18 protein-coding genes are annotated in these 21,346 nt (G+C 55.1%); 5 read left to right on the top strand and 13 right to left on the bottom strand.

The features are described from left to right. Positions 1-82 precede the first annotated feature (82 nt). From CIK87_RS02490 to CIK87_RS02460, 7 genes are all read right to left on the bottom strand, one after another. A complete protein-coding gene (locus CIK87_RS02490; RefSeq protein WP_022311534.1) occupies positions 83-1,129 on the bottom strand; it encodes a 4Fe-4S binding protein in 1,047 nt (348 codons plus the stop codon). Between the two features lie 66 nt (positions 1,130-1,195). Then, positions 1,196-1,693 carry a hypothetical protein gene (locus CIK87_RS02485; protein WP_094385152.1) on the bottom strand — a complete coding sequence of 166 codons (498 nt, stop codon included), beginning with the start codon at positions 1,691-1,693 and terminating at the stop codon, positions 1,196-1,198. 37 nt (positions 1,694-1,730) lie between these two features. Next, positions 1,731-3,755, bottom strand: a complete 2,025-nt coding sequence (locus tag CIK87_RS02480) for a YgiQ family radical SAM protein (protein ID WP_094385150.1) — start codon at positions 3,753-3,755, stop codon at positions 1,731-1,733. 11 nt (positions 3,756-3,766) lie between these two features. After that, complete coding sequence (locus tag CIK87_RS02475; protein WP_094385148.1) at positions 3,767-4,087, bottom strand: hypothetical protein; 321 nt, start codon at positions 4,085-4,087, stop codon at positions 3,767-3,769. A gap of 26 nt (positions 4,088-4,113) precedes the next feature. Continuing rightward, a complete protein-coding gene (locus CIK87_RS02470; RefSeq protein ID WP_094385146.1) occupies positions 4,114-6,999 on the bottom strand; it encodes a fibronectin type III domain-containing protein in 2,886 nt (961 codons plus the stop codon). 26 nt (positions 7,000-7,025) lie between these two features. Further along, a complete protein-coding gene (locus CIK87_RS02465) occupies positions 7,026-7,583 on the bottom strand; it encodes a 1-acyl-sn-glycerol-3-phosphate acyltransferase (RefSeq protein ID WP_022311539.1) in 558 nt (185 codons plus the stop codon). A 7-nt stretch (positions 7,584-7,590) separates the two neighbouring features. After that, complete coding sequence (locus CIK87_RS02460; protein ID WP_022311540.1) at positions 7,591-7,863, bottom strand: hypothetical protein; 273 nt, start codon at positions 7,861-7,863, stop codon at positions 7,591-7,593. 289 nt (positions 7,864-8,152) lie between these two features. Here CIK87_RS02460 and CIK87_RS02455 point away from each other — a divergent pair, with 289 nt between their 5' ends. Then, a complete protein-coding gene (locus CIK87_RS02455) occupies positions 8,153-9,799 on the top strand; it encodes a diphosphate--fructose-6-phosphate 1-phosphotransferase (RefSeq protein WP_094385144.1) in 1,647 nt (548 codons plus the stop codon). A gap of 77 nt (positions 9,800-9,876) precedes the next feature. Then, on the top strand, positions 9,877-10,749 hold the full coding sequence (locus tag CIK87_RS02450; RefSeq protein WP_094385142.1) for a glycoside hydrolase family 25 protein: 873 nt from the start codon (positions 9,877-9,879) through the stop codon (positions 10,747-10,749). A 483-nt stretch (positions 10,750-11,232) separates the two neighbouring features. Here the strand turns inward: CIK87_RS02450 and prmA are convergent, their stop codons facing one another. Then, the gene (gene prmA / locus CIK87_RS02445) at positions 11,233-12,090 is read right to left on the bottom strand and encodes a 50S ribosomal protein L11 methyltransferase (RefSeq protein ID WP_022311544.1); all 858 of its coding nucleotides are present in this window, start codon (positions 12,088-12,090) and stop codon (positions 11,233-11,235) included. Positions 12,091-12,252: 162 nt separating this feature from the next. Between prmA and CIK87_RS02440 the strand changes: the two genes are divergently transcribed. The 3 genes from CIK87_RS02440 to CIK87_RS02430 all read left to right on the top strand — a co-directional run bounded on the left by CIK87_RS02440 (position 12,253) and on the right by CIK87_RS02430 (position 16,506). Then, complete coding sequence (locus tag CIK87_RS02440) at positions 12,253-13,164, top strand: hypothetical protein (protein WP_094385140.1); 912 nt, start codon at positions 12,253-12,255, stop codon at positions 13,162-13,164. Between the two features lie 47 nt (positions 13,165-13,211). Beyond that, on the top strand, positions 13,212-14,768 hold the full coding sequence (locus tag CIK87_RS02435) for an OmpP1/FadL family transporter (protein ID WP_094385138.1): 1,557 nt from the start codon (positions 13,212-13,214) through the stop codon (positions 14,766-14,768). 241 nt (positions 14,769-15,009) lie between these two features. Then, complete coding sequence (locus tag CIK87_RS02430; RefSeq protein ID WP_094385136.1) at positions 15,010-16,506, top strand: glycoside hydrolase family 10 protein; 1,497 nt, start codon at positions 15,010-15,012, stop codon at positions 16,504-16,506. 98 nt (positions 16,507-16,604) lie between these two features. Here the strand turns inward: CIK87_RS02430 and CIK87_RS02425 are convergent, their stop codons facing one another. Genes CIK87_RS02425 through CIK87_RS02405 form a run of 5 tightly spaced genes read right to left on the bottom strand, consistent with a single transcriptional unit; the run spans position 16,605 to position 21,343 of the window. Beyond that, the gene (locus tag CIK87_RS02425) at positions 16,605-17,204 is read right to left on the bottom strand and encodes an aminodeoxychorismate/anthranilate synthase component II (RefSeq protein WP_371327097.1); all 600 of its coding nucleotides are present in this window, start codon (positions 17,202-17,204) and stop codon (positions 16,605-16,607) included. Further along, complete coding sequence (locus CIK87_RS02420) at positions 17,201-18,640, bottom strand: anthranilate synthase component I family protein (RefSeq protein ID WP_022311549.1); 1,440 nt, start codon at positions 18,638-18,640, stop codon at positions 17,201-17,203. The genes CIK87_RS02425 and CIK87_RS02420 overlap by 4 nt, the downstream gene beginning before the upstream one ends. A gap of 21 nt (positions 18,641-18,661) precedes the next feature. Next, complete coding sequence (trpB, locus tag CIK87_RS02415; RefSeq protein ID WP_094385134.1) at positions 18,662-19,864, bottom strand: tryptophan synthase subunit beta; 1,203 nt, start codon at positions 19,862-19,864, stop codon at positions 18,662-18,664. After that, a complete protein-coding gene (trpA, locus tag CIK87_RS02410) occupies positions 19,861-20,637 on the bottom strand; it encodes a tryptophan synthase subunit alpha (RefSeq protein WP_094385132.1) in 777 nt (258 codons plus the stop codon). The genes trpB and trpA overlap by 4 nt, the downstream gene beginning before the upstream one ends. After that, positions 20,630-21,343, bottom strand: coding sequence for a phosphoribosylanthranilate isomerase (locus CIK87_RS02405; protein ID WP_094385130.1), 714 nt, complete (start codon positions 21,341-21,343; stop codon positions 20,630-20,632). The genes trpA and CIK87_RS02405 overlap by 8 nt, the downstream gene beginning before the upstream one ends. Positions 21,344-21,346 lie beyond the last annotated feature (3 nt).

Below are 21,346 nucleotides of genomic sequence, written 5' to 3'. Positions count from 1 at the left end.
TGGGGAAACGCGTGGGGCTGGACAAAAAAAATCCACACCCAGCTTGACGCGTCGTGACGGTACAAGCTGGGTGTGGAGCGGCCTACTTCTGCTTGAGCAGTGTACCCGTGGGACACATGAAGCGGCAATAGGGACGGGGCACAAAGACGGAGATGAGCAGGATGACTACTGCAAAGACTATCACCACGACTCCGGCCGAACTGAGGACAAAGGCGGAGAATGGCTCATAGTCCATCCACTCGAAGCCTACGCCCAGGAGCATGAGCAGCATGAGCACGCTCCACAGGACGACCTTGAAGAGGGTCAGGCGGTGGGCTGCCTTCTTGCTGAGGGTGAGCTTGCGGGCTGGGACCTTGAATGCCAGTTCCTGCGCAGCACCGAGAGGACACAGGTGGGTGCAGTAATAGGCTCGGCGGCCGAAGAGGGGATAGACAAAGGCTGCCACCACAAGGAGCATCGGAACGACGAGCGACCAGGAGGTGAGTCCGTTGGACATGAGGTTGACCAGCATCGTGTAGCTCACAAAGGTTCCGGTCCAGAGTCCCAACACTACGATGTCGAGCACCAACTGGACGAGTCTCATCTTCTTGTTGCGTACCACGAGGGGCACCGTCATTCCGAGGACGATAACCAGGAGCGCTACAATGGTCTTGAGCGACCACGACAGGGCACCGTCGGCTGCGGAAGCATTGTGGGCGGAGGCATAGGCCACACCTCTGCGCACATTGGAGATAAGCGACTGAGACGAGAAGGTGGCTCCGCTCACGCCATCGACTTTGGCTGACAGCGCCTCATTGACGGTCTTGCCCTTATAGGCATCGAGCAGACCGACTGCCTCGCCAAAGAAGTCGGGGCTCTCGACATTGGGCAAGGCGACAATCTTCACCACCACATTGTCCAGGACATAGATGTCGAGCGGCGTGGTTCCGGCATAGCCCTGCACATCCTGGGCGAGCATGGCGGTATGCACCACCAGCGTGTCGCCCGCCATAGTGAGCGTATCAGTAGGCGCTGTGGTTGCCTTGTTTTCTAACTCATACCCCAAGAGCCGATGGTCGCGTCGTACGGACACCACGGCTATCACCGCCATACAGGCGATGAAGGTCAAAATGCGACGTAGTATTTTCATTTTACTTGTTATTTTTACAACGATAATGCGCAGCCAGCCGGGGGGCATCTCGGGCAGCGTATGGGTTTACGGGGTGGCCACCAACTGATACGCCAGCCGCTCATCGCCCATCTCGGTATGGATGATACCACAGTAGATGAAGGCGTATTTGGCTATGAGATGGCGCATGATATGGTTATCGCGGTGGGTATCAATGCGGAGGTCGGTCTGCGCAGCCTGGCAGTGACGCATCACGGCATCAAAGATGCCATGGACATGAGGTCTGCCGGCGATACGATGAATGACGTGATAAGGGGCGTCATTGAGCCACGCGCCGTGATAGATGTGGCGATAGGTGGGGTCAGGGCCAGGACGGAAGACAAAGTAGCCCACGGCGTCGCCATCATCTCCAGTGACGAGCCAGGCATCGCCACGGGCAATGTCTTGACAGATAACGTCACGGGAGGGATAACCGTTGACCCACTGATGGGTATTGCCACTCTCCTGCATGATGGCACATGCCCCGTGGATGATGGGCATGATGTCATCGGTATCTGCAGGAGTGGCAGGTCTTATTTCCAACATATTTATTATGGTAAACGTATGAGCCGCGACCACACCATCAGGAGTCGCGACGATGGTTTCTACGCCCGTCGGCAGGTCTGTTCTTCCTGCTGCCGTTAGGACGCTGGCCGGAATGGTTGAAGTTGGGATTGAACGATGCTTTCTCGTTCGGTTTCTTCTTCCTGGACTTCTGGGGATAATCCGGGCGACTTCCGATGGCCTTGTCGTCATAGACGGCATGACGGTTGGCGAAACCCGTGCCGCTGTACAACTTGCCGATGAGGTCTGCACGCCCAATACGACGCAGTTCGCGCTCAATATTGGCACGTTCGTCTTTTTTATACCAAAAGAAGAACTGGCGCTGGGCCAGTTTCTCACGCTGGGTACGGGCGCAGAAGACTGGTTCAAGCGTATATGGGTCATAGCCAGTATACCATGCTTCGGTGCTGACTGTCATGGGAGTGGGCGTGAAGTCCTGAACCTGCTCCAAGTGGAAGTCGAGGTCTTTGGTGATGACGGCAAGCTCAGCCATATCTTCTTCCTGGCAACCTGGATGGCTGCTTATGAAGTAAGGGATTATCTGTTGCTTCAGATTTTCTTCCTTGTTGATGCGGTCAAAGATACGTTTGAACTCATAGAAGAGCTGGAACGACGGCTTGCGCATCTGATAGAGCACCTTGTCGGAAGTGTGCTCGGGCGCGACCTTGAGTCTACCGCTCACATGGCGACAGATGAGCTCACGGGTATAATCGCGGGCAGCCTTGTCAGACTTCTCGTCGCCCGAGCGGTGCAGCAGCAGGTCGTAGCGCACACCGCTGCCGATGAAGCTCTTCTTGATACCGGGCAGGGCATCGACCGCATGATAGATGTCGAGCAACTTGGAATGGTCGGTATTCAGGTTGGGGCAGATACGAGGATGGATGCACGACGGACGCTTGCACTTGGCACAGGCGTTTTGGTTTTTGCCATGCATGCCATACATGTTGGCCGACGGGCCGCCGAGGTCTGAGAGATAGCCCTTGAACCCTGGCATCTCCATGACCTGCTTTACCTCACGCAGAATGCTCTCCTTGCTACGACAGGTGATAAACTTGCCCTGATGGGCAGAGATGGTACAGAAGGCGCAACCACCGAAACAACCACGGTGGATGTTGACAGAAAACTTAATCATCTCGTAGGCAGGAATAACCTTATCCTTATACTTGGGATGAGGCATTCGGGTGTAGGGCAAGTCAAACGAAGCGTCGAGTTCTTCGGTCGTCATCGGCGGATAAGGTGGATTGACCACCGCACAGTACTTGCCTACCGCCTGTATAAGCCGCTGGGCGTGCATCTTGTTTGACTCTTCCTCGATATGGCGGAAGTTCTCAGCCTGAGCCTTCTTGTTCTGCAGACACTCTTCATGACTGTGGAGCACAATATCGTCGTCGCCTACCCCACCGGGGATATCGCCCTCACGACAGAGATAGACAGTCTGGGGGATGGAGCGCAACTGGTCAAACGGGGTACCACCTTCGAGCTGGCGGCATATCTCCACAATAGGACGCTCGCCCATGCCATAGACGATAAGGTCGGCGCCCGAGTCGCAGAGGATGCATCGGCGCAGACTGTCTTGCCAGTAGTCATAGTGGGTGAGGCGTCGCAGCGAAGCCTCAATGCCACCCAGCACCACGGGTACATCGGGATAGAGCTGTTTGAGTATCTTGGTATACACTATCGAGGGATAGTCGGGGCGCATACCATGACGCCCGCCGGGAGTATAGGCATCGTCGCTACGCAGGCGACGGTTTGCCGTATAGCGGTTGACCATAGAGTCCATGGCACCGGGCGAGATGGCGAAGAAGAGACGCGGACGACCCAGCTTCTTGAAATCACGGTAATCACCATGCCAGTCGGGCTGGGGAACGAGGGCCACGCGATAGCCCTGCGACTCGAGCACACGACCGATGACAGCAGCGCCAAACGAGGGGTGGTCGACGTAGGCATCACCCGAGAAAAGGATTACGTCCAACTCATCCCAACCACGCAGTTCACATTCCTTCTTGGTAGTTGGGAGAAAATCAGTAAGTCGGTATTCTTTCAATGCGGCTTGTTTTAGGATTCAGTTTCTGTTTGCTGGTCTTGCTTGCTGACCCAGTCGATATAGAGCAGAGTGAGCTGGTGCAGACCGAAAGCCTTCATATTGTTATGGTATATCACATCAAGACACAGGTCGAGCAGCGCCTTGTCCTTGCCGGCCTCAGATTCGAGCAGGGCACGCAAGGTGAACTTGAGTTTGTCGAGCACGGTTTCGTCGATGATACCCGTACTGTCGATGAGGTTCTTGAGCAGCGCATATTTACGGATGGTCTGCAGATGCTCTTCGCTCACTTCTATACTTCTTGTTCCCGTGGGGTTTGCTTGAATTTTATACATCATAATAAGGAGTCTTATAGGGTTGATTATTGTTTCTGTAGGAATTGCATTATCCCCTGCATCAGCAGGTTTCGCGTGGCTGACGACTGTATGCACTCGAAGGGGAAGCCCATGACAAACGACTTGTAGGCCGCCCCATCGTAAGCCACAGCAGCCGAGGTGCCGTCGGCATACTGCATAGCGCAGTAGGCCTGACCTTGGGGGTGGAGTATTTCGACATGGGTGGCAGCGTAGTGATGACGGTTGAGACGGCGACCGATGTCAAACGTCATACCCAGTCCGTTGATGGCAGGCTGGGCTGTGACGCTGTCGGCGGGATGATACTCCAACTGCAGTACCGATGACAGGAACTGCTGTTCAGCGTCGTTTTGCATATCCGAGCCTATGTACGAGCCGCTTACAAGCAGCCTTCCTCCCTGTTGGGTGTAGGCTCTGAACATCTCTTGCCATGCCGGGGTGAATGTCTTGTAGTACTGCACAGCATAGGGGGTATAGCGCTGCATGCCGAGGATAAGGTCTACACAGGAGTAGTCGGCGAGCGCCACCTTGCGGCCGTCGATGGAAGCACGGTCACAACTCACCACATTATATTTATGCCCCGAGGCTATCGCCGAGGTATGGGTAGCGACATAGGAGAAATCATTGCCTGCCACGAAGAGGCCAGCCATCTCTTCGCCGCCATATCCCAGTCCGGTGGGACTCTCGACACCCATACGGTTCACGTTGAAGCAGGTCTGCCGTCCGTTCCACGCCGTGAGTCCATAAGAGACACCAGGGTCGGCATCGAGATCAAAGCCCTGTCTGCGGCCGTCGTCGACGACCTGGGGTGCCGACAGGCGGTCAAAGCCGTTGACTACGAGCACTGTCTTGGCTTCTGCCGACTTGTAGAGGGCCGACACGATGGGCGAAGCAAAGCTCTCACCGCCGTCGTTGATAGCTGTCACCTTGAAGTCGTATTGGGTACCAGGTTGGGGCGTCATGGTGTAGGTGGTGCTGCTTACCACCGTGCCATTGTCAAACCCTCCCCCACCGCTGCGGGTATATACCACATAGGCAGAGGGCATCGCCGTGCTCTCCCGTGGGTCTGTCTGCGCCTCCCATGTCAGCGTGATTTTTCCCTGCCGGTCTATCGATGTGCGCAGGCTCCTTGGCGCCAGAGGCTGTACGGTATAGCGTGTGCCGTGCTGGGCGGCAGTATATTTCAGTATGGCCTTGTATATCGAGCGGGCAAGGGTAAACTTGAAATTGGGGTCCTGGGCGTAAGCCATATCAGGGAAGTTCTGGTGGGAGAGCGTCTCGAGTATGGCCGAGGGTATCTCGGGATTGCGGGTTTCAGAGTAGTTGCGGTCCCAGAGATAGCGCACCACCCAGCGTCCGTATTTGGCTTTGAGGTCGGCAGAGATACCGTCAAGCAGATTTTTGGCAAAGGTCTTCGACACACTGCGGGGTATACCGGCATTGAGCACACCCTCGTTGTTGCCTGTGGTGCAGATAGCCAGCGACCCCACGAGGTCTTTGCCGTTGTAGCTGTAGCCAGCATCACTGTGCACGGCGAGCGACAGTTCTATCGGCACATTCTTGCCCACCTTGTAGGGCATATACACCGAGCCTCCAGCCAGCCAGTTGGTGGTGAGCGGACGCACGTTGATGTCGTCGGCATAGTCGTCGGCACCGTCCTTGGTGCTATAGATGGCATAGGGCACTCCCGACCACTGGGCACAATAGCGGGCAGCCTCCATAGCGCGGGGCATGCCGCTCGTGGTGCCGTTGCGTTCGATATTGCCCATACCGCCGCCAAAGCGCACGGCATCGGCAGTGACCACACCCTTGCGCGAGGCATGGTTGGTCACGACCACACGGTTGTACTCGTTACAGCCTTTGTCAAAATCGAAGGTACCCAGATAGACCCATGTGCCGCCACCCATCTGCTGGTTGACGCGGAAACGTGTCTCCTGCCCCTTATGACAGACGATATACTCGGCATCGTCCACGCTCTTCTCTACCGTCTGGTAGCTCACATAGACTGCATATCTACCCGCCTCGGGGATGTCGGGCGTATAGGATATGATGCTTATCTTAGACTTGCTCTTCGTGGTTTTCACCTGTCGGGCTGTACCCTGGATGAAGGGATTTTCGTGGTCGGAGTAGAGGCCGTCATGGAAACTGAACCCCGGTTTCTCCGTGTCCTTCCACTGACGGCTGCCCGTGCCCACCTCTTCATATTTGGCTCCCAGCGACGAGCGGTTGTTGTCGACGATTACCTCATTGGGCTGCCAGTCGCGCTCTCGGGGAGTAAACACGTTGGCGCCCGCATTCTCAAGCATTGGTATGAGATAGGGCACCACGATGGTGGGAGTAAACAGGTCTTCGGTCGTAGCAAAGAGACTGGGTCTCTGCCAGCGCCACCGCCCCTTCTTCTGGTCGTAGAAACGGCCATGGCTGGCATAGACCGTGAGATGACGGTTGCCCAGACCGCGGCTGATGTCAAAGGGACGCGACACATTGCGCACCCAGGCATTGCCCTTATAATCGATATTGCCCCACGCTCTGACAATAGAGTTGGGGTCTGCCATATCACCATCCACCATCAGGTCGATGGTAACGCCATTGACGGCTATACGTATCTTATATGTATCGTAAGGTGAGGGAAGAATACGGCTCACCTTACGATAGATTTTGGAGACCATCTTGGCCGTAAAATCCTGTGCCGCAAAGGCATCGTTGGCGGTGATGGTCACTATGCGCTGGCGGTTGTCTATCCTGTAGCTCTTCATGCGCGCCTGGGCATATCCTGTGGCAGCATCGAACTTATAGTTGAGGAAATAGTCCTTCAACCGACGCTCGGTGGCAGCGTCCAGCGAGTTGTCCTGTGCATATACACTGACGGCGCAGCATAACGCCAGCGCCACCATGACCAACCATCTGTGAAAGTTAACTGTCAATCTATCTCTCCTATACTAAACTGTTCTGGTTTCTTGCCTTTTACGTCTTTGAAATATAGCTTTATCTCACGCATATCAGCGTCTATATCTCCCGAGGGCATGATGCTGCGCGTACAGCGTATCTCTTTATGCTCGAAATCGAGCGCATATAGCAGTATGGGAATACCTGCCTTGAGGGCAATATAGTAGAAGCCCTTCTTCCAGTCGGGGTTGAGCGAGCGCGTACCTTCGGGAGTGATGCAGAGGCAGAAGTCTTTGCGCCCCTTCGCAGCCTGCGCCAGCGTATCGGTCATGCTCGTATTGCGGTCGCGATATACGGGTATGCCGCCCAAGCGTCTGAACAGCGGACCCAGAGGCCAGAAGAACCACTCTTTCTTCATCAGAAAGTTGGTCGTACGACGCTCTGCCAGACCGAAGAGCTGACCGATGACAAAATCCCAGTTACTGGTGTGGGGAGCCAGACATATAATATATTTGGAGGGATGTTCGACAGTAATTATTGTCTTCCATCCCATCCTTTTATACAGTATCCAGCGTGCTAATTGCTGTAACATTGTCTCCTTATTGTAGCGCGTTGAGCTGGTCGACTATCTCAGCCACTTGCTTGTTGAACTCATCAATGATAAACTTATAGTACTTCTTCGGCTTGATGCCCGGTTCAGGGAAAGACACACGACGAGTGAAGTCAGAATGTATCTCCAGAATAGACGCGAAGATAGGGTCAATCACTTCCTTGTTTTTCTCAGGGCCGTAAAGAGAAGCTGCTACTCCTTCGGCGAAAAGAGCTGTGCATACATTGTGTATCGCACGCTTTAAGTCTCGTTTACTACTCATTGTTGTTGTAATATTTGAGCCAAAGATAATGCAAATCGCAGAGAAAACAAAATATTCGGTCACTTTTTTTCATTTTTCTGTCTTTATCGCCACCATTGCCGTCGTTGAGCCAGATTAAGAAAAAGACAGCCCGAGGTCATTTTCTTGCTCTTTTGCTTTAATATCTAATGGAAAATGAGTAACTTTGCAACGATTTTTGAGGACGCCATTCTTTTTGGCATTATCATAAGGACAACCGGGCGCCTCACAGAAATTGAATAAGGTAACTATTCTAACAAATAAACGTAAAATGAAAAAAAGTCTTTTGCAGAGAGAACGCGCTGCTTACCAGCCTAAACTGCCAAAAGGTCTTCAGGGTGCCGTTAAGGTACAGGAAGGCGAGCCTACCCAGAGCGTAGGCGATCAGGAAGAAATCAAGAAACTGTTCCCCAACACTTATGGCATGCCCCTCGTGGAGTTTGTTCCCGGCGATGAGGCAATGAGCCAGAAAATCAATGTAGGTGTAATCCTTTCTGGCGGCCAGGCTCCTGGCGGCCACAACGTCATCAGCGGTATCTTCGACGCTGTCAAGAAGCTCAACCCCGAGAACAAGCTCTACGGCTTCCTCATGGGTCCCGGCGGTCTCGTTGACCACAACTACAAGGAACTGACAGCCGAAATCATCGACGACTACCGCAATACCGGTGGCTTTGACATGATCGGTTCGGGCCGTACTAAGCTGGAGAAGGAAGACCAGTTTGAGAAGGGTCTCGAGATTATCCGCGAGCTCGGCATCAACGCCATCGTAATCATCGGTGGTGACGACTCCAACACCAACGCCTGCGTTCTGGCCGAATACTATGCCGCCAAGAACTACGGTGTACAGGTTATCGGTGCGCCCAAGACCATCGACGGCGACTTGAAGAACGACCAGATTGAGACTTCTTTCGGTTTCGATACCGCTACCAAGACTTACTCAGAGGTTATCGGCAACATTGAGCGTGATGCCAACTCTGCCCGTAAGTACTGGCACTTCATCAAGCTGATGGGACGCTCGGCTTCACACATCGCACTCGAGTGCGCACTGCAGACACAGCCCAATATCTGCCTCATCTCAGAGGAAATAGAGCAGAAGGACATGACCCTCAACCAGATTGTAGAAGGCATCGCCCAGTCTGTAGCCGACCGTGCTGCTGCTGGCAACAACTTCGGTGTTGTCCTCATCCCCGAGGGCCTCATCGAGTTCATCCCCTCTATCGGCCGTCTCATCGACGAGCTCAACGACCTGCTCGCTGCCCACGGTGAGGAGTACAAGAACCTCGAGGCCAATGAGCAGAAGAAGTATATCCTCGCCCATCTCTCTGCCGAGAATGCCGAGACCTTCAAGACACTGCCCGGCGACGTAGCCCGCCAGCTCTCACTCGACCGCGACCCCCACGGAAACGTACAGGTATCGCTCATCGAGACCGAGAAGCTCATCTCTGACATGGTAGCCGACAAGTTGGCTGAGTGGAAGAACGAGGGCAAGTTTGTTGGCAAGTTTGCAGCTATCCACCACTTCTTTGGTTATGAAGGACGCTGCGCTGCTCCATCAAACTTCGACGCAGACTATTGCTATGCACTCGGCGTAAGCGCCGTTCAGCTGATTGCCAACGGCAAGACTGGCTACATGGCCATCGTCAAGAACACTACCGCTCCCACCGATGAGTGGAAGGCAGGAGGTGTGCCAATCACCATGATGATGAACATGGAGCGCCGCAACGGCGAGATGAAGCCCGTAATCCGCAAGGCTCTCGTAGAGCTCGACGGTGCGCCCTTCAAGAAGTTCGCCGAGAAGCGCGACGAGTGGGCCAAGGAGACCTGCTATGTCTATCCCGGTCCTATCCAGTACTGGGGTCCCGCTTCAGTTTGCGACCGCACCACACGCACACTGTCGCTCGAACAGCTTGGTAAATAATTAGAATGATATTCATGCACCGGATTGTCCTGAAGCAGCCACTGCGCTGAACCAGGGATATCCGGTGCATTTTTTACATGGATAAGAGAAAGACTACCCGCAACATCACTCCCCCCAAGTCACACCACAGCAAGACCAAGCGTGGTGCCACTCGGTGTGGTGCCCATCGTTGGCATCACCGCATGCCGCGTTGGACATTCTGGGTTGGTGGTCTCGCGGTAACCGTTCTCTATTGTTGGGCTTTCTACTACTTCTTCGTCGGCCCTACTGGCTTCAGATGGCGTGCCCTCTATGGCGAGTCCAGATATCCTAAGGGTTTCGAGATACACGGCATCGACATATCCCACTACCAGGGCAACATAGACTGGGACAAGCTGCAAGGAGGCATGATTTCAGGCTGCCCGCTGAGATTTGTCATCATCAAGTCGACCGAGGGAGCCAGCCGCATGGACGAAAACTTCAAGAGTAACTTCCACAATGCACTCGAATATGGTTTTATTCGTGGTGCCTACCACTTCTGGAGCAACAAATCGTCGGCCCGCCAGCAGGCTTATTACTTTCTTGAGAAGGTTAAGCTCGAAGAGGGAGACCTTCCACCCGTGCTGGATATAGAGCACGCGCCCAAGGACAAGTCGATAGAGGAGTTCCAGCGCGACATACTCACGTGGCTGCATATCGTGGAAGACCGTTATCATGTCAAGCCCATCCTTTACACCTATTACAAGTTCAAGGAGAAGTATCTCAGCGCTCCTGTCTTTGACGACTATCCTTACTGGATAGCCCACTACTATGTGCCCAAGATAGAATACAAGGGTGCATGGAAATTCTGGCAACACACCGATGCAGGCCGTCTGCCTGGCATCAAGGGTCCAGTAGACTTCAATGTCTACAACGGTTCTTACTATGACCTCAAGAAACTCACAATAGGCAGTCACGAAGATACCTATTGATGAGCGCCATCCCCTATCCGCTTCCGGCGCATTACACCGCAGCGCCATCCCCACATCTTTATCATCTACATCCCTGCCGTCCGTGACCGTCATGGCCGCATGCCACTATGTCGGCGCCGTGACCATCACCAGCGGCGTCGAGGGTATCCCCATCAGCGTAGAGGGTATCCCCACCAGCGTAGAGGGCACCTTCAGCACATAGGAGGATAACGCCGACTCTGCCGCGACCATCTTCACGATGATTTCAAAGTTGGAATTTAGAAATTCCAAGTATGAAATGATGGTTGCAAGACTTGAATTACACGTTTCCCACCACGCATTGTGTTTAGAAAGCATCACGGCAGACTTTTGGCGATGCTGCTACGGGCTGACAGTGGTGGCACATATACCGACGACCGCCGCACAGAGACCAGTGGTCATCCGTGCGGCGGTCGTCTTATCGGTCGCTCTGCTGCCGGAACATCCGGTGCGGAGCATCTTAGTCTACTTGCAGAACATGAGGCACGCCCAGTCGCCATTGCTCTTCTGCGCGGTGAGCGTGAGACCCAAGGTGGCAGCCTTGTCGCAGAGCATGGCGGTATCGGAGGGATAAAATCCGCTCAATATGAGCGCCCCACCCTCCTTCATCACGCCGACAAAGGCGGGCATGTCTGCCAGGAGTATGTTGCGATTGATGTTGGCCAGAACCACATCGAACTTCTCGTTGAGCGTGGCTGTGACCGACGCGTCGCCCAGCAACACCCGCATATCCACACCATTGAGCTGCGCATTGTGGCGGCTGTTGTCCACACTCCATTCGTCGATGTCGTAGCCCACGCAGTGCGTGGCGCCACACTTGGCGGCGGCTATCGAGAGGATGCCGGTGCCACAGCCGCAGTCGAGCACACTCTTGCCCTCGAGCTGCATATCGAGCAGCGAGGCGATTATCATCTGCGTGGTCTCGTGGGTACCTGTGCCAAAAGCCTGACGTGCATCGATGCCTATCATCACGGCGCCGGCATCGTGCTGGGGCACCTCGCCCTTGGCATCGTAGACCACAACGCGGTGGTCGATGTCGATAGGCTCAAAGCCCTGCTCTTCCCACACAGCGTTCCAGTCCTGGTCTTCCACCTTATTAATATTATATACAATGCTTACTCCGTCGAGCGGAAAGGAAGCTATACCATCGTCAAGCAACTGGCGGTCGAAGAGCTGTTCCTGCACATAACCGTCAACGCCACGCTCGGTGTCTTCAAAGGATTCAAAACCCGCTTCGCCGGCCACGTCCATGAGCAGGTCGCGGGCAATCTGCATCATGTCGTCCATGCAAGCAATCTCGAAATGGGCTGCCAAATACTTCATATATATACTCCTATTGATTAAACTTTTATAATTGCGTTACAAATTTATAAATTAATAGGGAAAAACCTACCATCCTTTAGGGTTTTTCCTTAATTTTGCAGTGACAATGGTACTAATTTTGCAGTGTAAGATACTGAATAGCTATTAAAAGTAATAAGAGATATGAAACAATTGTATATTCTTGCAGTGCTTCTCTGTGCTCTACCGCTCTCGGCGATGGCACAGGATGACCTCTATTTCACCCCGAAGAAGAAGGCGCAGGCTTCGGCCGACACCGAGCCCGCATACTATGTGGGCAGCAACCGTGATGTGGATGAATATAACCGTCGTGGCAAATACTGGAGCCACTATCAGAAATTGGGCAATGACAGTCTGGGCAACGACATCATCCAGTTTCAGCAGGGCAATGGTGTCTATCCCGACTCGGCGTATGTAGACACTACCTTTGTGGCCAAATACCGCAACAACGCTGTCGACGACGACTTTGCCTACAGCCGCCGCATGAGCCGATGGGACGGCTACTACGACCCATGGCTCTACAGCTACCGCTATAGTTATGGATATTCGCCCTACTATTGGCGTTGGGCGTGGTATGACCCATGGTATGGCGACCCGTTCTACGACCCCTGGTATCCCAGATATTATGGCTACTATGGCTGGTACAATCCCTACTACTATGCAGGTTGGGGATGGCCAGGCTACTACCATGGCTGGGGATGGCCGGGCTACTGGGGCGGCGTCTATGTCACCCACAGTGGCAGCCGTGGCGGTTATGCCGGCTACCGCTCTTGGGGTGGGACGCAGCGTCAGGGTTCGGGCCGCAGCATGGCTTACGGACAGAACGGCACGCGCTCATTTGGCGGTCGCAACAGTCGTACCTACGACAACCGCACCTTCGGCAACCGCAACAACCCTACCCGCCAGGACAACTATAACTTCGGCGGGCGTCCCAGCACGCCCTCGATGCCCTCTGGCTCGTTTGGCGGCGGATTTGGAGGCTCGCGCGGTGGCGGCTTCGGCGGCGGACACACCGGTGGTGGTGGCGGCGGACGCTTTGGTGGCGGACACCGATAACACAAACCCCAACACACAGTTGAAAACTATAACAAACAGATAAGATTATGAACACCAAGAATTTGTTTTTTGCCCTGTTGGCTTCGATGACTGCCCTGACAGCCACCGCCCAGGAGACATATCAAGATACCAAGCTCATCGGCAACGACCTCAACGGTACCGCCCGCTACGTAGGTATGGGTGGCGCTATGGAGGCGCTGGGTGCCGACATCTCGACGATGACCAGCAACCCTGCCGGTACAGGCTTCTTCAGCCGTACCCAGGTGAGTGTCACCGGCGGACTGGTATGGCAGAACGGCGTGGAGAGCCACAGCGTGAGCGGCGGTCACAAGACCAATGCCAGCTTTGACCAGATAGGTATCGTGGCTCCGCTCAAGATTAACGGCAAGCCCTGCATCAACGTGGGCTTCAACTACCACAAAAGCCGCAACTTCGACCAGATACTTACTGCCAGCGGTGCGCTCTCTATGGCTTCACAGAACAAGCTCTCGGCCATCAAGTACGACAAGGTGGGCGAATGGGGTTGGAACGCCATTGATGCCAACTACAAGAAGATACTCGAGAAGACCGACGACCAGGGCAATAAATACATGGACTACTACAACGGCCAGGCTTTTGACTTCGGCCAGTACCAGCATGGTTACATCGGCGTCTACGACTTCAACATCAGTGGCGCTGTGAGCAACAGCTTCTACCTCGGAGTCACCGCGGGCTTACATGATGTGAACTATCGCTCCAGCAGTACCTACTTTGAGCAGTTGGAGCAGAACACCAACGGTGCCTCTGCCGAACGGCTGAAGATAGACGGTACTGGCGTCGATGTCAAGGTGGGTGCCATCTTCCTGCCCATTGACGGCTCGCCTTTCCGCGTGGGTCTGTACATCAACAGCCCTGTCTTCTATGACCTGAAACTGAGGGGCGACGCCGGCAGCGGCTTTGTACAGTACAGCGGAAACCTGTCGGATAACAACAGCAGCGCTTACATCCGCAACTACTGCACCTACGAGTACAAGATATATACTCCGTGGAAGTTTGGTGTGAGTCTGGGCCACACCGTGGGCAGCTACCTCGCCTTGGGTGCCACCTATGAGTATTCTGACTATGGCAGCATAGACAACCGCGTGATAGACGGCACATACTACGACCCATGGTACGGCGACGCCTATGACACCAGCAGCAGCGACGACGTGATGAACGCCCATACCGAGCGCACGCTCAAGGGTGTGCATACCCTCAAGTTGGGTGCCGAGTTCAAGCCACTGCCTACACTGGCTCTGCGCGCAGGCTACAACTGGGTTTCTGCCGTCTTCGACGAGAACGGCTTCCGCGACGGTTCGCTCGAGTCTCCCGGTTCGGGCTACGCTACCTCTACCGACTACACCAACTGGAAAGCCACCAACCGCTTCACCCTGGGTCTGGGTTTCCAAGCCAGCAAGAACATCAACCTCGACCTGGCTTACCAATACAGCCATACCAATGGCGACTTCTACCCCTTCATGAGCTACTACGGTGACACCAACCCCGAAAACAACTGCATCGTAAGAGCCACCAAGGTGAGCCACGACCGCAACCAGGTGATGGCAACGCTGAGCTACCGCTTCTAAGCTGTCGGTCACGAAAACCAGCCAATCCGCCACGACAAGGGCATCTGTCTCTGTCATGGCGGATTTGTCGTTTGTGCCCGACAGAGACGCAATCGACACGCCCATAGCGCCACAGTATGGTGCTGAAGAGGGAAAAGTGAAGGAAGATAAAGGCTTTTTTACAATTTGTTCCTTGATTATTTTGATATCCTCGACAATCATCGTATTTTTGTAGTAGAAAACAGAGGAACAAAACCAAATAATGAAAAAACTACTGATTGTAATGGTGGCAGCCCTATGGCTGCTCGCTCCTACCAGCATGTATGCCGACGGGGGCAAACGTGAGTTCAGAGGCGCTTGGATGCAGTTTGTCAACGGTATGTATCTGGGTAAATCGACAGCAGAAATACAGCAGATGCTCACCCATCAGCTCGATGAGCTGGAAAAGGATGGCGCCAACGCCATCATCTTCCAGGTGCGCGGCGAATGTGACGCCCTCTACGAGAGTAAGATTGAGCCGTGGAGCCGTTACCTCACCGGAGTGCAGGGCAAGGCACCATCTCCCTACTGGGACCCAATGGCATGGATGATACAGCAGTGTCACCGCCGCGGAATGGAGTTTCATGCGTGGATAAACCCCTATCGCGCCCGCATGAAGAGCCCTACCCGTCTGGCCGACAACCACATCCTCAAGACTCACCCTGAGCGTGCGTTCGAGTATGGCGGTCTCTATGTGCTCAACCCGGGACTCAAGGAGAACCGCGACTATATCCTCTCGGTGGTCGACGACATCGTGAGCCGCTATGACATCGACGGCATACACATCGACGACTATTTCTACCCCTACCCCGAAGGCGGTCGCCCCATCCCCGATGACCGTGAGTATGCCCTATATAATAATGGTATAGCTGACCGTGGCGACTGGCGCCGCTACAATGTCAATCTCTTTGTCAAGGAGATGGGCGAGCACGTGCACAAGCTCAAGCCTTGGGTCAAGTTTGGCGTGTCGCCCTTTGGTATCTACCGCAACAAGAAGAGTTCGCCCATAGGTAGCGACACCAACGGTCTGCAGAACTACGACCAACTCTATGCCGACGTGCTGCTGTGGGTCAACAACGGATGGATAGACTACTGCGTGCCACAGCTCTATTGGCACATCGGTCATCCATTGGCAGACTATGAAAAGCTCATCAAATGGTGGGCTAAACACATGGCCAACCGTCCGCTCTACATCGGCGAGAGCATCGAGAACACCGTGCAGAACAGCGACCCTGCCAACCCCAACACCCATCAGATGGCTGCCAAGTTCAGTCTGCACCGCCAGTTGCGCAACGTGAGCGGCACCGTGCTCTGGTATGCCAAGGTGGCTGCCGAAGACATGGGCAGCTACGGCACCATGCTGCGCAACGTATACTGGAAGTCAAAGGCTCTGCCTCCATATATGCCTTTCCTGGACAACAAGGCACCCAAGAAGCCAGCCAAGATGGGTGACGCGTGGACAGAAGACGGACTGATGCTCTACTGGTCGGCCCCCAAAGCGAAGAAATGGGGCGACGAGGCGCGCCGCTATGTCATTTACCGCTTCGCCAAGGGCGAGAAAGTAAACCTTGCAGACGCTTCCAAAATCGTAGAGATAACCTATGACACCTATTACCGGCTGCCCTACGACGGCGGTACAAAGAAATATAAATATGTGGTGACTGCCCTCGACCGCGTAGGCAATGAGAGCAAGGGCGCCAAGCGCAAGGTGAAGTTGTAAACAGCATCCCCAAGATAACAGAAAATCCGCATAGTGAGTCTATGCGGATTTTTTGTTATGCCGAAGGGGTCGCCATCGGTCGGATGACTGTCACGGGCTTAGCCTTTCAGCCAGTTGCTGACGATAGTGGCGCCTTGGGGCGTGAGCACACTCTCTGGATGGAACTGGATGCCATGGACGTCGTAGTCGCGATGGCGTAGTGCCATGACAAAGCCCTCATCGCTCTCGGCAGTGACCTCCAGACAGGCAGGCAGAGACGACCTCTCGACCACCCAAGAGTGGTAACGGCCCATGGTAATGCGCGGAGGAAGGTCGCGGAAGATGTAGTCGCGCTGCAGATTGGTACCCTCGGTCGCCACGCCGTGAAAGACCTCGGCAAGATTGGTAAGCCAGGCGCCAAAGACCTCGCCGATGGCCTGATGGCCAAGGCACACGCCGAGGATAGGTTTGGTGGCGGCGTAGGTGCGGATGACATCGAGCAGCAGCCCAGCCTCTGACGGGATGCCTGGACCGGGCGAAAGCAAGAGCTTGTCATGGTCGGCAAGGTCGGGCAAGTCAAACTGGTCGTTGCGGAAGACGGTGACCTGTGCGCCAAGACTACGCACGAGGTGAACGAGATTATAGGTGAAGGAGTCGTAATTGTCTATCACAGCCACCGACACCTGCGGGGTGTGGCTATTGTCTGTCTGTTTCATCATGATTCAGCCTCTTTGATGGCACGCGTGAGCGCACCGAGTTTGTTATTACATTCCTGGAGCTCGTATTCATCATTGCTCTTTGCCACGACGCCACTGCCAGCCTGGAACCAGAGCTCTCCATTGCGACTGACGAAGGTGCGGATGACGATGGCTTGATTGAGGTCGCCGTCGAGACCGATGAAGCCGATGCAGCCACCATAGGCACCACGATTGTGGGGCTCGAGCTCGCTGATAATCTGCATCGCTCTCACCTTTGGAGCCCCCGACAGCGTGCCGGCAGGGAAGGTGTCGAAGAAGGCACGTATCTTGGCGCCCGGGGAGTGGGGCTGCAGAAGTCTGCCGCTGACCCGGCTCACCAGGTGGATGACATGGCTGTAGAACTGCATATCCTTGAAGAAATCGACCTTGACATCCTGACAGTTGCGGCTGAGGTCGTTGCGCGCCAAGTCGACCAGCATCACGTGCTCGGAATTCTCCTTGGCATCGTTACGCAAGAACTCGGCATGCCGACGATCCTCTGCAGGGTCGCCGGTACGACGGGTGGTGCCGGCAATGGGGTCGATATAGGCGTGATCGCCATCAATGCGGCAGTGGGTCTCAGGACTGGAACCGAAAATGCGGTAACCGCCGAAGTCGAAATAGAAGAGATAGGGCGAGGGATTGATGCTGCGCAGTGCACGGTAAAGGCGGAAGTCGTCGCCGCTATAACGCTGGCAGAAACGACGAGAGACCACAATCTGGAAGACATCGCCACGCAGACAGTGGGCTACACAGCGACGGATATTGGCACGATGGGCTTCGTCGGAGAGAGTACTGAAGACGGGTCCTTCGGTGTGGAAATCGTAGCACTGGCCAGGGCGGCGCAACTGCTGCTCTATGTCGGTGAGCACCTTACCGCCAGCAGCCACAGAGTCGCCTTCGTGAACGAGGGTAACCAGTCGGATGCGGTTGGAATAATGGTCAAAGACTATCAGGTCGCGATACATGACATAGAGCATATCGGGGGCGTCGTTGGCGGGCTGTGTGTCGTCGACCACATCGATATTCTCAAAGTAGCGCACGGCATTGAAAGAGGTGAAGCCATAGACGCCGCAATACTCCCTACCCTCGCCTTCGACATGGAAGGCTGCGAGGAAATCACCCAGCGCCTGGGCCACCTGCTCTTTGGCTACGCCCTTGCGGTCGAGGTCGAGGGGCTGGCGGAGAACAGTACCGTCGGGCAAGGAGGTGATGGCGACGCCATGGGACACTGCAAACGATGCCATAGGATGGATAGCTATAAACGAGCGGGCTGTATCGTGGCTGTGGTAATCGCTGCTCTCCATGAGTGCAGACTGTGGATAGAGTCCGCGCAGACTCAGGTAAACACCCACGGGAGTATAGAGGTCGGCAAGAATGGTGCTCGACACGGTCTGGTAATTATAAGTATGACTCATAATGACTGTTCGGATAATGGGTTAGAAATCTCCGTACTCGCCTGCCATATCCTTATGGGCGAGATATGTTTCTACATCTTTGTCGCCACGACCCGAGACGGTGAGAACGACCACATCCTCGGGACGAAAGCGGAGATGACTGAGCGCAGCCACGGCATGGGCGCTCTCGATGGCAGGGATGATGCCCTCGGTACGGGTAAGTTCGTAGCCGGCGCGGATAGCTTCGTCGTCGTTGATGGCTATCACCTGCTCGCGGCCACGCTCGGCAAGGTCGGCGTGCATGGGTCCGATGCCAGGATAGTCGAGTCCGGCGCTGATGGTGAACGCCTCCTTAATCTGGCCGTCGTCGGTCTGCATCACGAGCGTACGGGCACCGTGGATAATACCCTCGGTACCAGCCTGGATGGTGGCGGCGGTGTAATCGGTGTCTACCCCATGACCACCGGCTTCGGCGAGGACAATGCTCACACGCTCGTCGTCGATGTAGTGATAGATGGTGCCGGCGGCGTTGCTGCCTCCACCCACACAGGCAATGAGGAAGTCGGGATAGTCACGCCCCGTCTTCTCCTGGAGCTGCCACTTGATTTCTTCGGAGATGACGCTCTGCATCTTGGCGACGATATCGGGATAAGGATGAGGTCCCATTGTCGACCCGACGAGGTAATAGGTGTCGCGCGGATGGCTGCACCAGTCGCGGATGGCCTCGCTGCAGGCGTCACTGAGGGTCATGTTGCCGGTGGTGACGGGATGCACCGTGGCACCGAGCATACGCATACGCTCCACGTTGGTATGCTGGCGCTCCACATCGGTCTTGCCCATGAAGATTTCACACTGCATACCCATCAGCGCACACACCGTGGCTGTGGCGACGCCATGCTGGCCGGCACCGGTTTCGGCGATGATGCGCGTCTTGCCCATGTGGCGGGCAAGGAGTATCTGACCGATGGTGTTGTTGATTTTGTGAGCTCCGGTATGGTTGAGGTCTTCGCGCTTGAGGTAAAGGCGGCAACCATAGCGGCGACTCATACGGTCGGCATAATAGAGGGGAGAAGGACGCCCCACATAGTCGCGCAGCAGTTGATGGTACTCGCGCTTGAATTCATCGCTGCCGAGGATGTCGAGATAAGCATCCTGCAGGTCGTGCACACACTTGTATAATATTTCGGGAACATAGGCTCCGCCGTAACGACCGAAAAATCCGTTTTTGTCTACTGTGTATTTCATTGGGCTAATGCTTCATTAAGTTTGTCTATGGCCTTGTCGGCATCGCGTGTCTCGTTGAGCAGAGTGACAAACTTGCTACCGATAATGGTTCCGGCGGCGTAGGCTTGGGCACTCTCCAGCGTCTGCCGGTTGGATATTCCAAATCCTATCATGCGCGGATTGTGCAGTTGCATGGCATCTATGCGGCGGAAGTAGTCGACCTTGGCGTCGCCAAAACTCTGTTGGGCGCCGGTGATGCCTGCGCTCGACACCATATAGATGAACCCGTCGGTGTGGCGGTCGATGAGGCGTATACGCTCGGCCGATGTCTCGGGCGTAATCATCATGATGACGCGCACATCGTAACGGTCGGCGATGGGTTTGACCACATTGAGATAATCATCAAACGGCAGGTCGGGAATTATGCACCCCGACACGCCCGTAGCCACGCAGCGCTGGAAGAAGGCTTCATATCCATAGTGCATCACCACGTTGAGATAGCCCATCAGTACCAAAGGGATGCGAACCTGGTCCTTGATGCTGTCTATCTGGCTGAATATCTTGTCGAGCGTAATGCCATTGCGCAGAGCCACGGTGCCTGCCGCCTGAATGACGGGACCGTCGGCAAGCGGGTCGCTGAAGGGGATGCCCACCTCGACCATATCGATGCCACGGCGCTGCAGCGTGAGCAGCACCTGGGGCACCATGTCGACCGTAGGGGCACCCGCGCAGAAGTAGAGCGAGTGGAGTTTACGGTCTGTGTTATCCTGAAACAATCTGTTTATCTTATTCATTTCGTATAGCGTTGATAAAGTTGCGGAGCAAGTGGATGTCCTTGATGCCGGGCTGGGTTTCAAACCTGCTGTTGAGGTCGATGCCGACAAACTGGGGATGGTGGAAGGCGCGTACCCTGTCTACATCGTCGGGCCCGATGCCGCCACCGAGCAGGAAGGGGATGTCGCCGTCGTAGCGGTCGAGCAGCGTCCAGTCGAAGCGGTTGCCGCTGCCTCCTACGCTGTCGCTGCGCGTGTCGAAGAGCAGCATGTCAACCGCGCCGTCATACTCGCGCCAGCGGTCTATGTCACGGGCGTCGGCCACGGGGATGGCCTTGATGATGCGCAGTCCCGGACGGATGTCGGGGTCGATGGTGCGCCGCAGGTTGTCACAGGTGATGCGCGACTCGTCGCCATGCAACTGCACATAGTCGAGGCCGTAGTTGTAGACACGGGTCACGATGTTCTGGGGCATATCGTCGACGAATACACCCACACGGGGCACGTGGGCAGGCTTCTGCATGGGAGCCGCGCCATCGTCGAGGTGGCGTTGCAGCTGGTCGAGCCGCTCACGGCTGTAGTCGGGCATGCTTCCGGCGCGAGAGCGCACCATCTGCACGTAGCGTGGAGACTGGGGATAGAACACCATGCCTATCATGTCGGCACCCAAGTGCTCGACGGCTGTGATATTCTCGGCATCGGTCATGCCGCATACTTTGATAATCATAGT

The sequence above is a fragment of the Prevotella sp. P5-64 genome, assembly GCF_002251285.1.
Lineage (GTDB): Bacteria > Bacteroidota > Bacteroidia > Bacteroidales > Bacteroidaceae > Prevotella.
Note: the sequence above shows the minus strand (reverse complement) of the source record. Positions and strands in the feature narration are given on the sequence as shown.

Excerpts from the sequence above, each read along its gene's own strand:
- CIK87_RS02405 (WP_094385130.1), bottom strand. The coding sequence starts at position 21,343 with ATGATTATCAAAGTATGCGGCATGACCGATGCCGAGAATATCACAGCC.
- CIK87_RS02450 (WP_094385142.1), top strand. The coding sequence starts at position 9,877 with ATGGATAAGAGAAAGACTACCCGCAACATCACTCCCCCCAAGTCACAC.
- CIK87_RS02425 (WP_371327097.1), bottom strand. The coding sequence starts at position 17,204 with ATGATGAAACAGACAGACAATAGCCACACCCCGCAGGTGTCGGTGGCT.
- trpB (WP_094385134.1), bottom strand. The coding sequence starts at position 19,864 with ATGAAATACACAGTAGACAAAAACGGATTTTTCGGTCGTTACGGCGGA.
- trpA (WP_094385132.1), bottom strand. The coding sequence starts at position 20,637 with ATGAATAAGATAAACAGATTGTTTCAGGATAACACAGACCGTAAACTC.
- CIK87_RS02435 (WP_094385138.1), top strand. The coding sequence starts at position 13,212 with ATGAACACCAAGAATTTGTTTTTTGCCCTGTTGGCTTCGATGACTGCC.
- CIK87_RS02455 (WP_094385144.1), top strand. The coding sequence starts at position 8,153 with ATGAAAAAAAGTCTTTTGCAGAGAGAACGCGCTGCTTACCAGCCTAAA.
- CIK87_RS02430 (WP_094385136.1), top strand. The coding sequence starts at position 15,010 with ATGAAAAAACTACTGATTGTAATGGTGGCAGCCCTATGGCTGCTCGCT.
- CIK87_RS02420 (WP_022311549.1), bottom strand. The coding sequence starts at position 18,640 with ATGAGTCATACTTATAATTACCAGACCGTGTCGAGCACCATTCTTGCC.
- CIK87_RS02475 (WP_094385148.1), bottom strand. The coding sequence starts at position 4,087 with ATGTATAAAATTCAAGCAAACCCCACGGGAACAAGAAGTATAGAAGTG.
- CIK87_RS02470 (WP_094385146.1), bottom strand. The coding sequence starts at position 6,999 with ATGGTGGCGCTGGCGTTATGCTGCGCCGTCAGTGTATATGCACAGGAC.
- CIK87_RS02460 (WP_022311540.1), bottom strand. The coding sequence starts at position 7,863 with ATGAGTAGTAAACGAGACTTAAAGCGTGCGATACACAATGTATGCACA.
- CIK87_RS02440 (WP_094385140.1), top strand. The coding sequence starts at position 12,253 with ATGAAACAATTGTATATTCTTGCAGTGCTTCTCTGTGCTCTACCGCTC.
- CIK87_RS02465 (WP_022311539.1), bottom strand. The coding sequence starts at position 7,583 with ATGTTACAGCAATTAGCACGCTGGATACTGTATAAAAGGATGGGATGG.
- CIK87_RS02485 (WP_094385152.1), bottom strand. The coding sequence starts at position 1,693 with ATGTTGGAAATAAGACCTGCCACTCCTGCAGATACCGATGACATCATG.
- CIK87_RS02490 (WP_022311534.1), bottom strand. The coding sequence starts at position 1,129 with ATGAAAATACTACGTCGCATTTTGACCTTCATCGCCTGTATGGCGGTG.
- prmA (WP_022311544.1), bottom strand. The coding sequence starts at position 12,090 with ATGAAGTATTTGGCAGCCCATTTCGAGATTGCTTGCATGGACGACATG.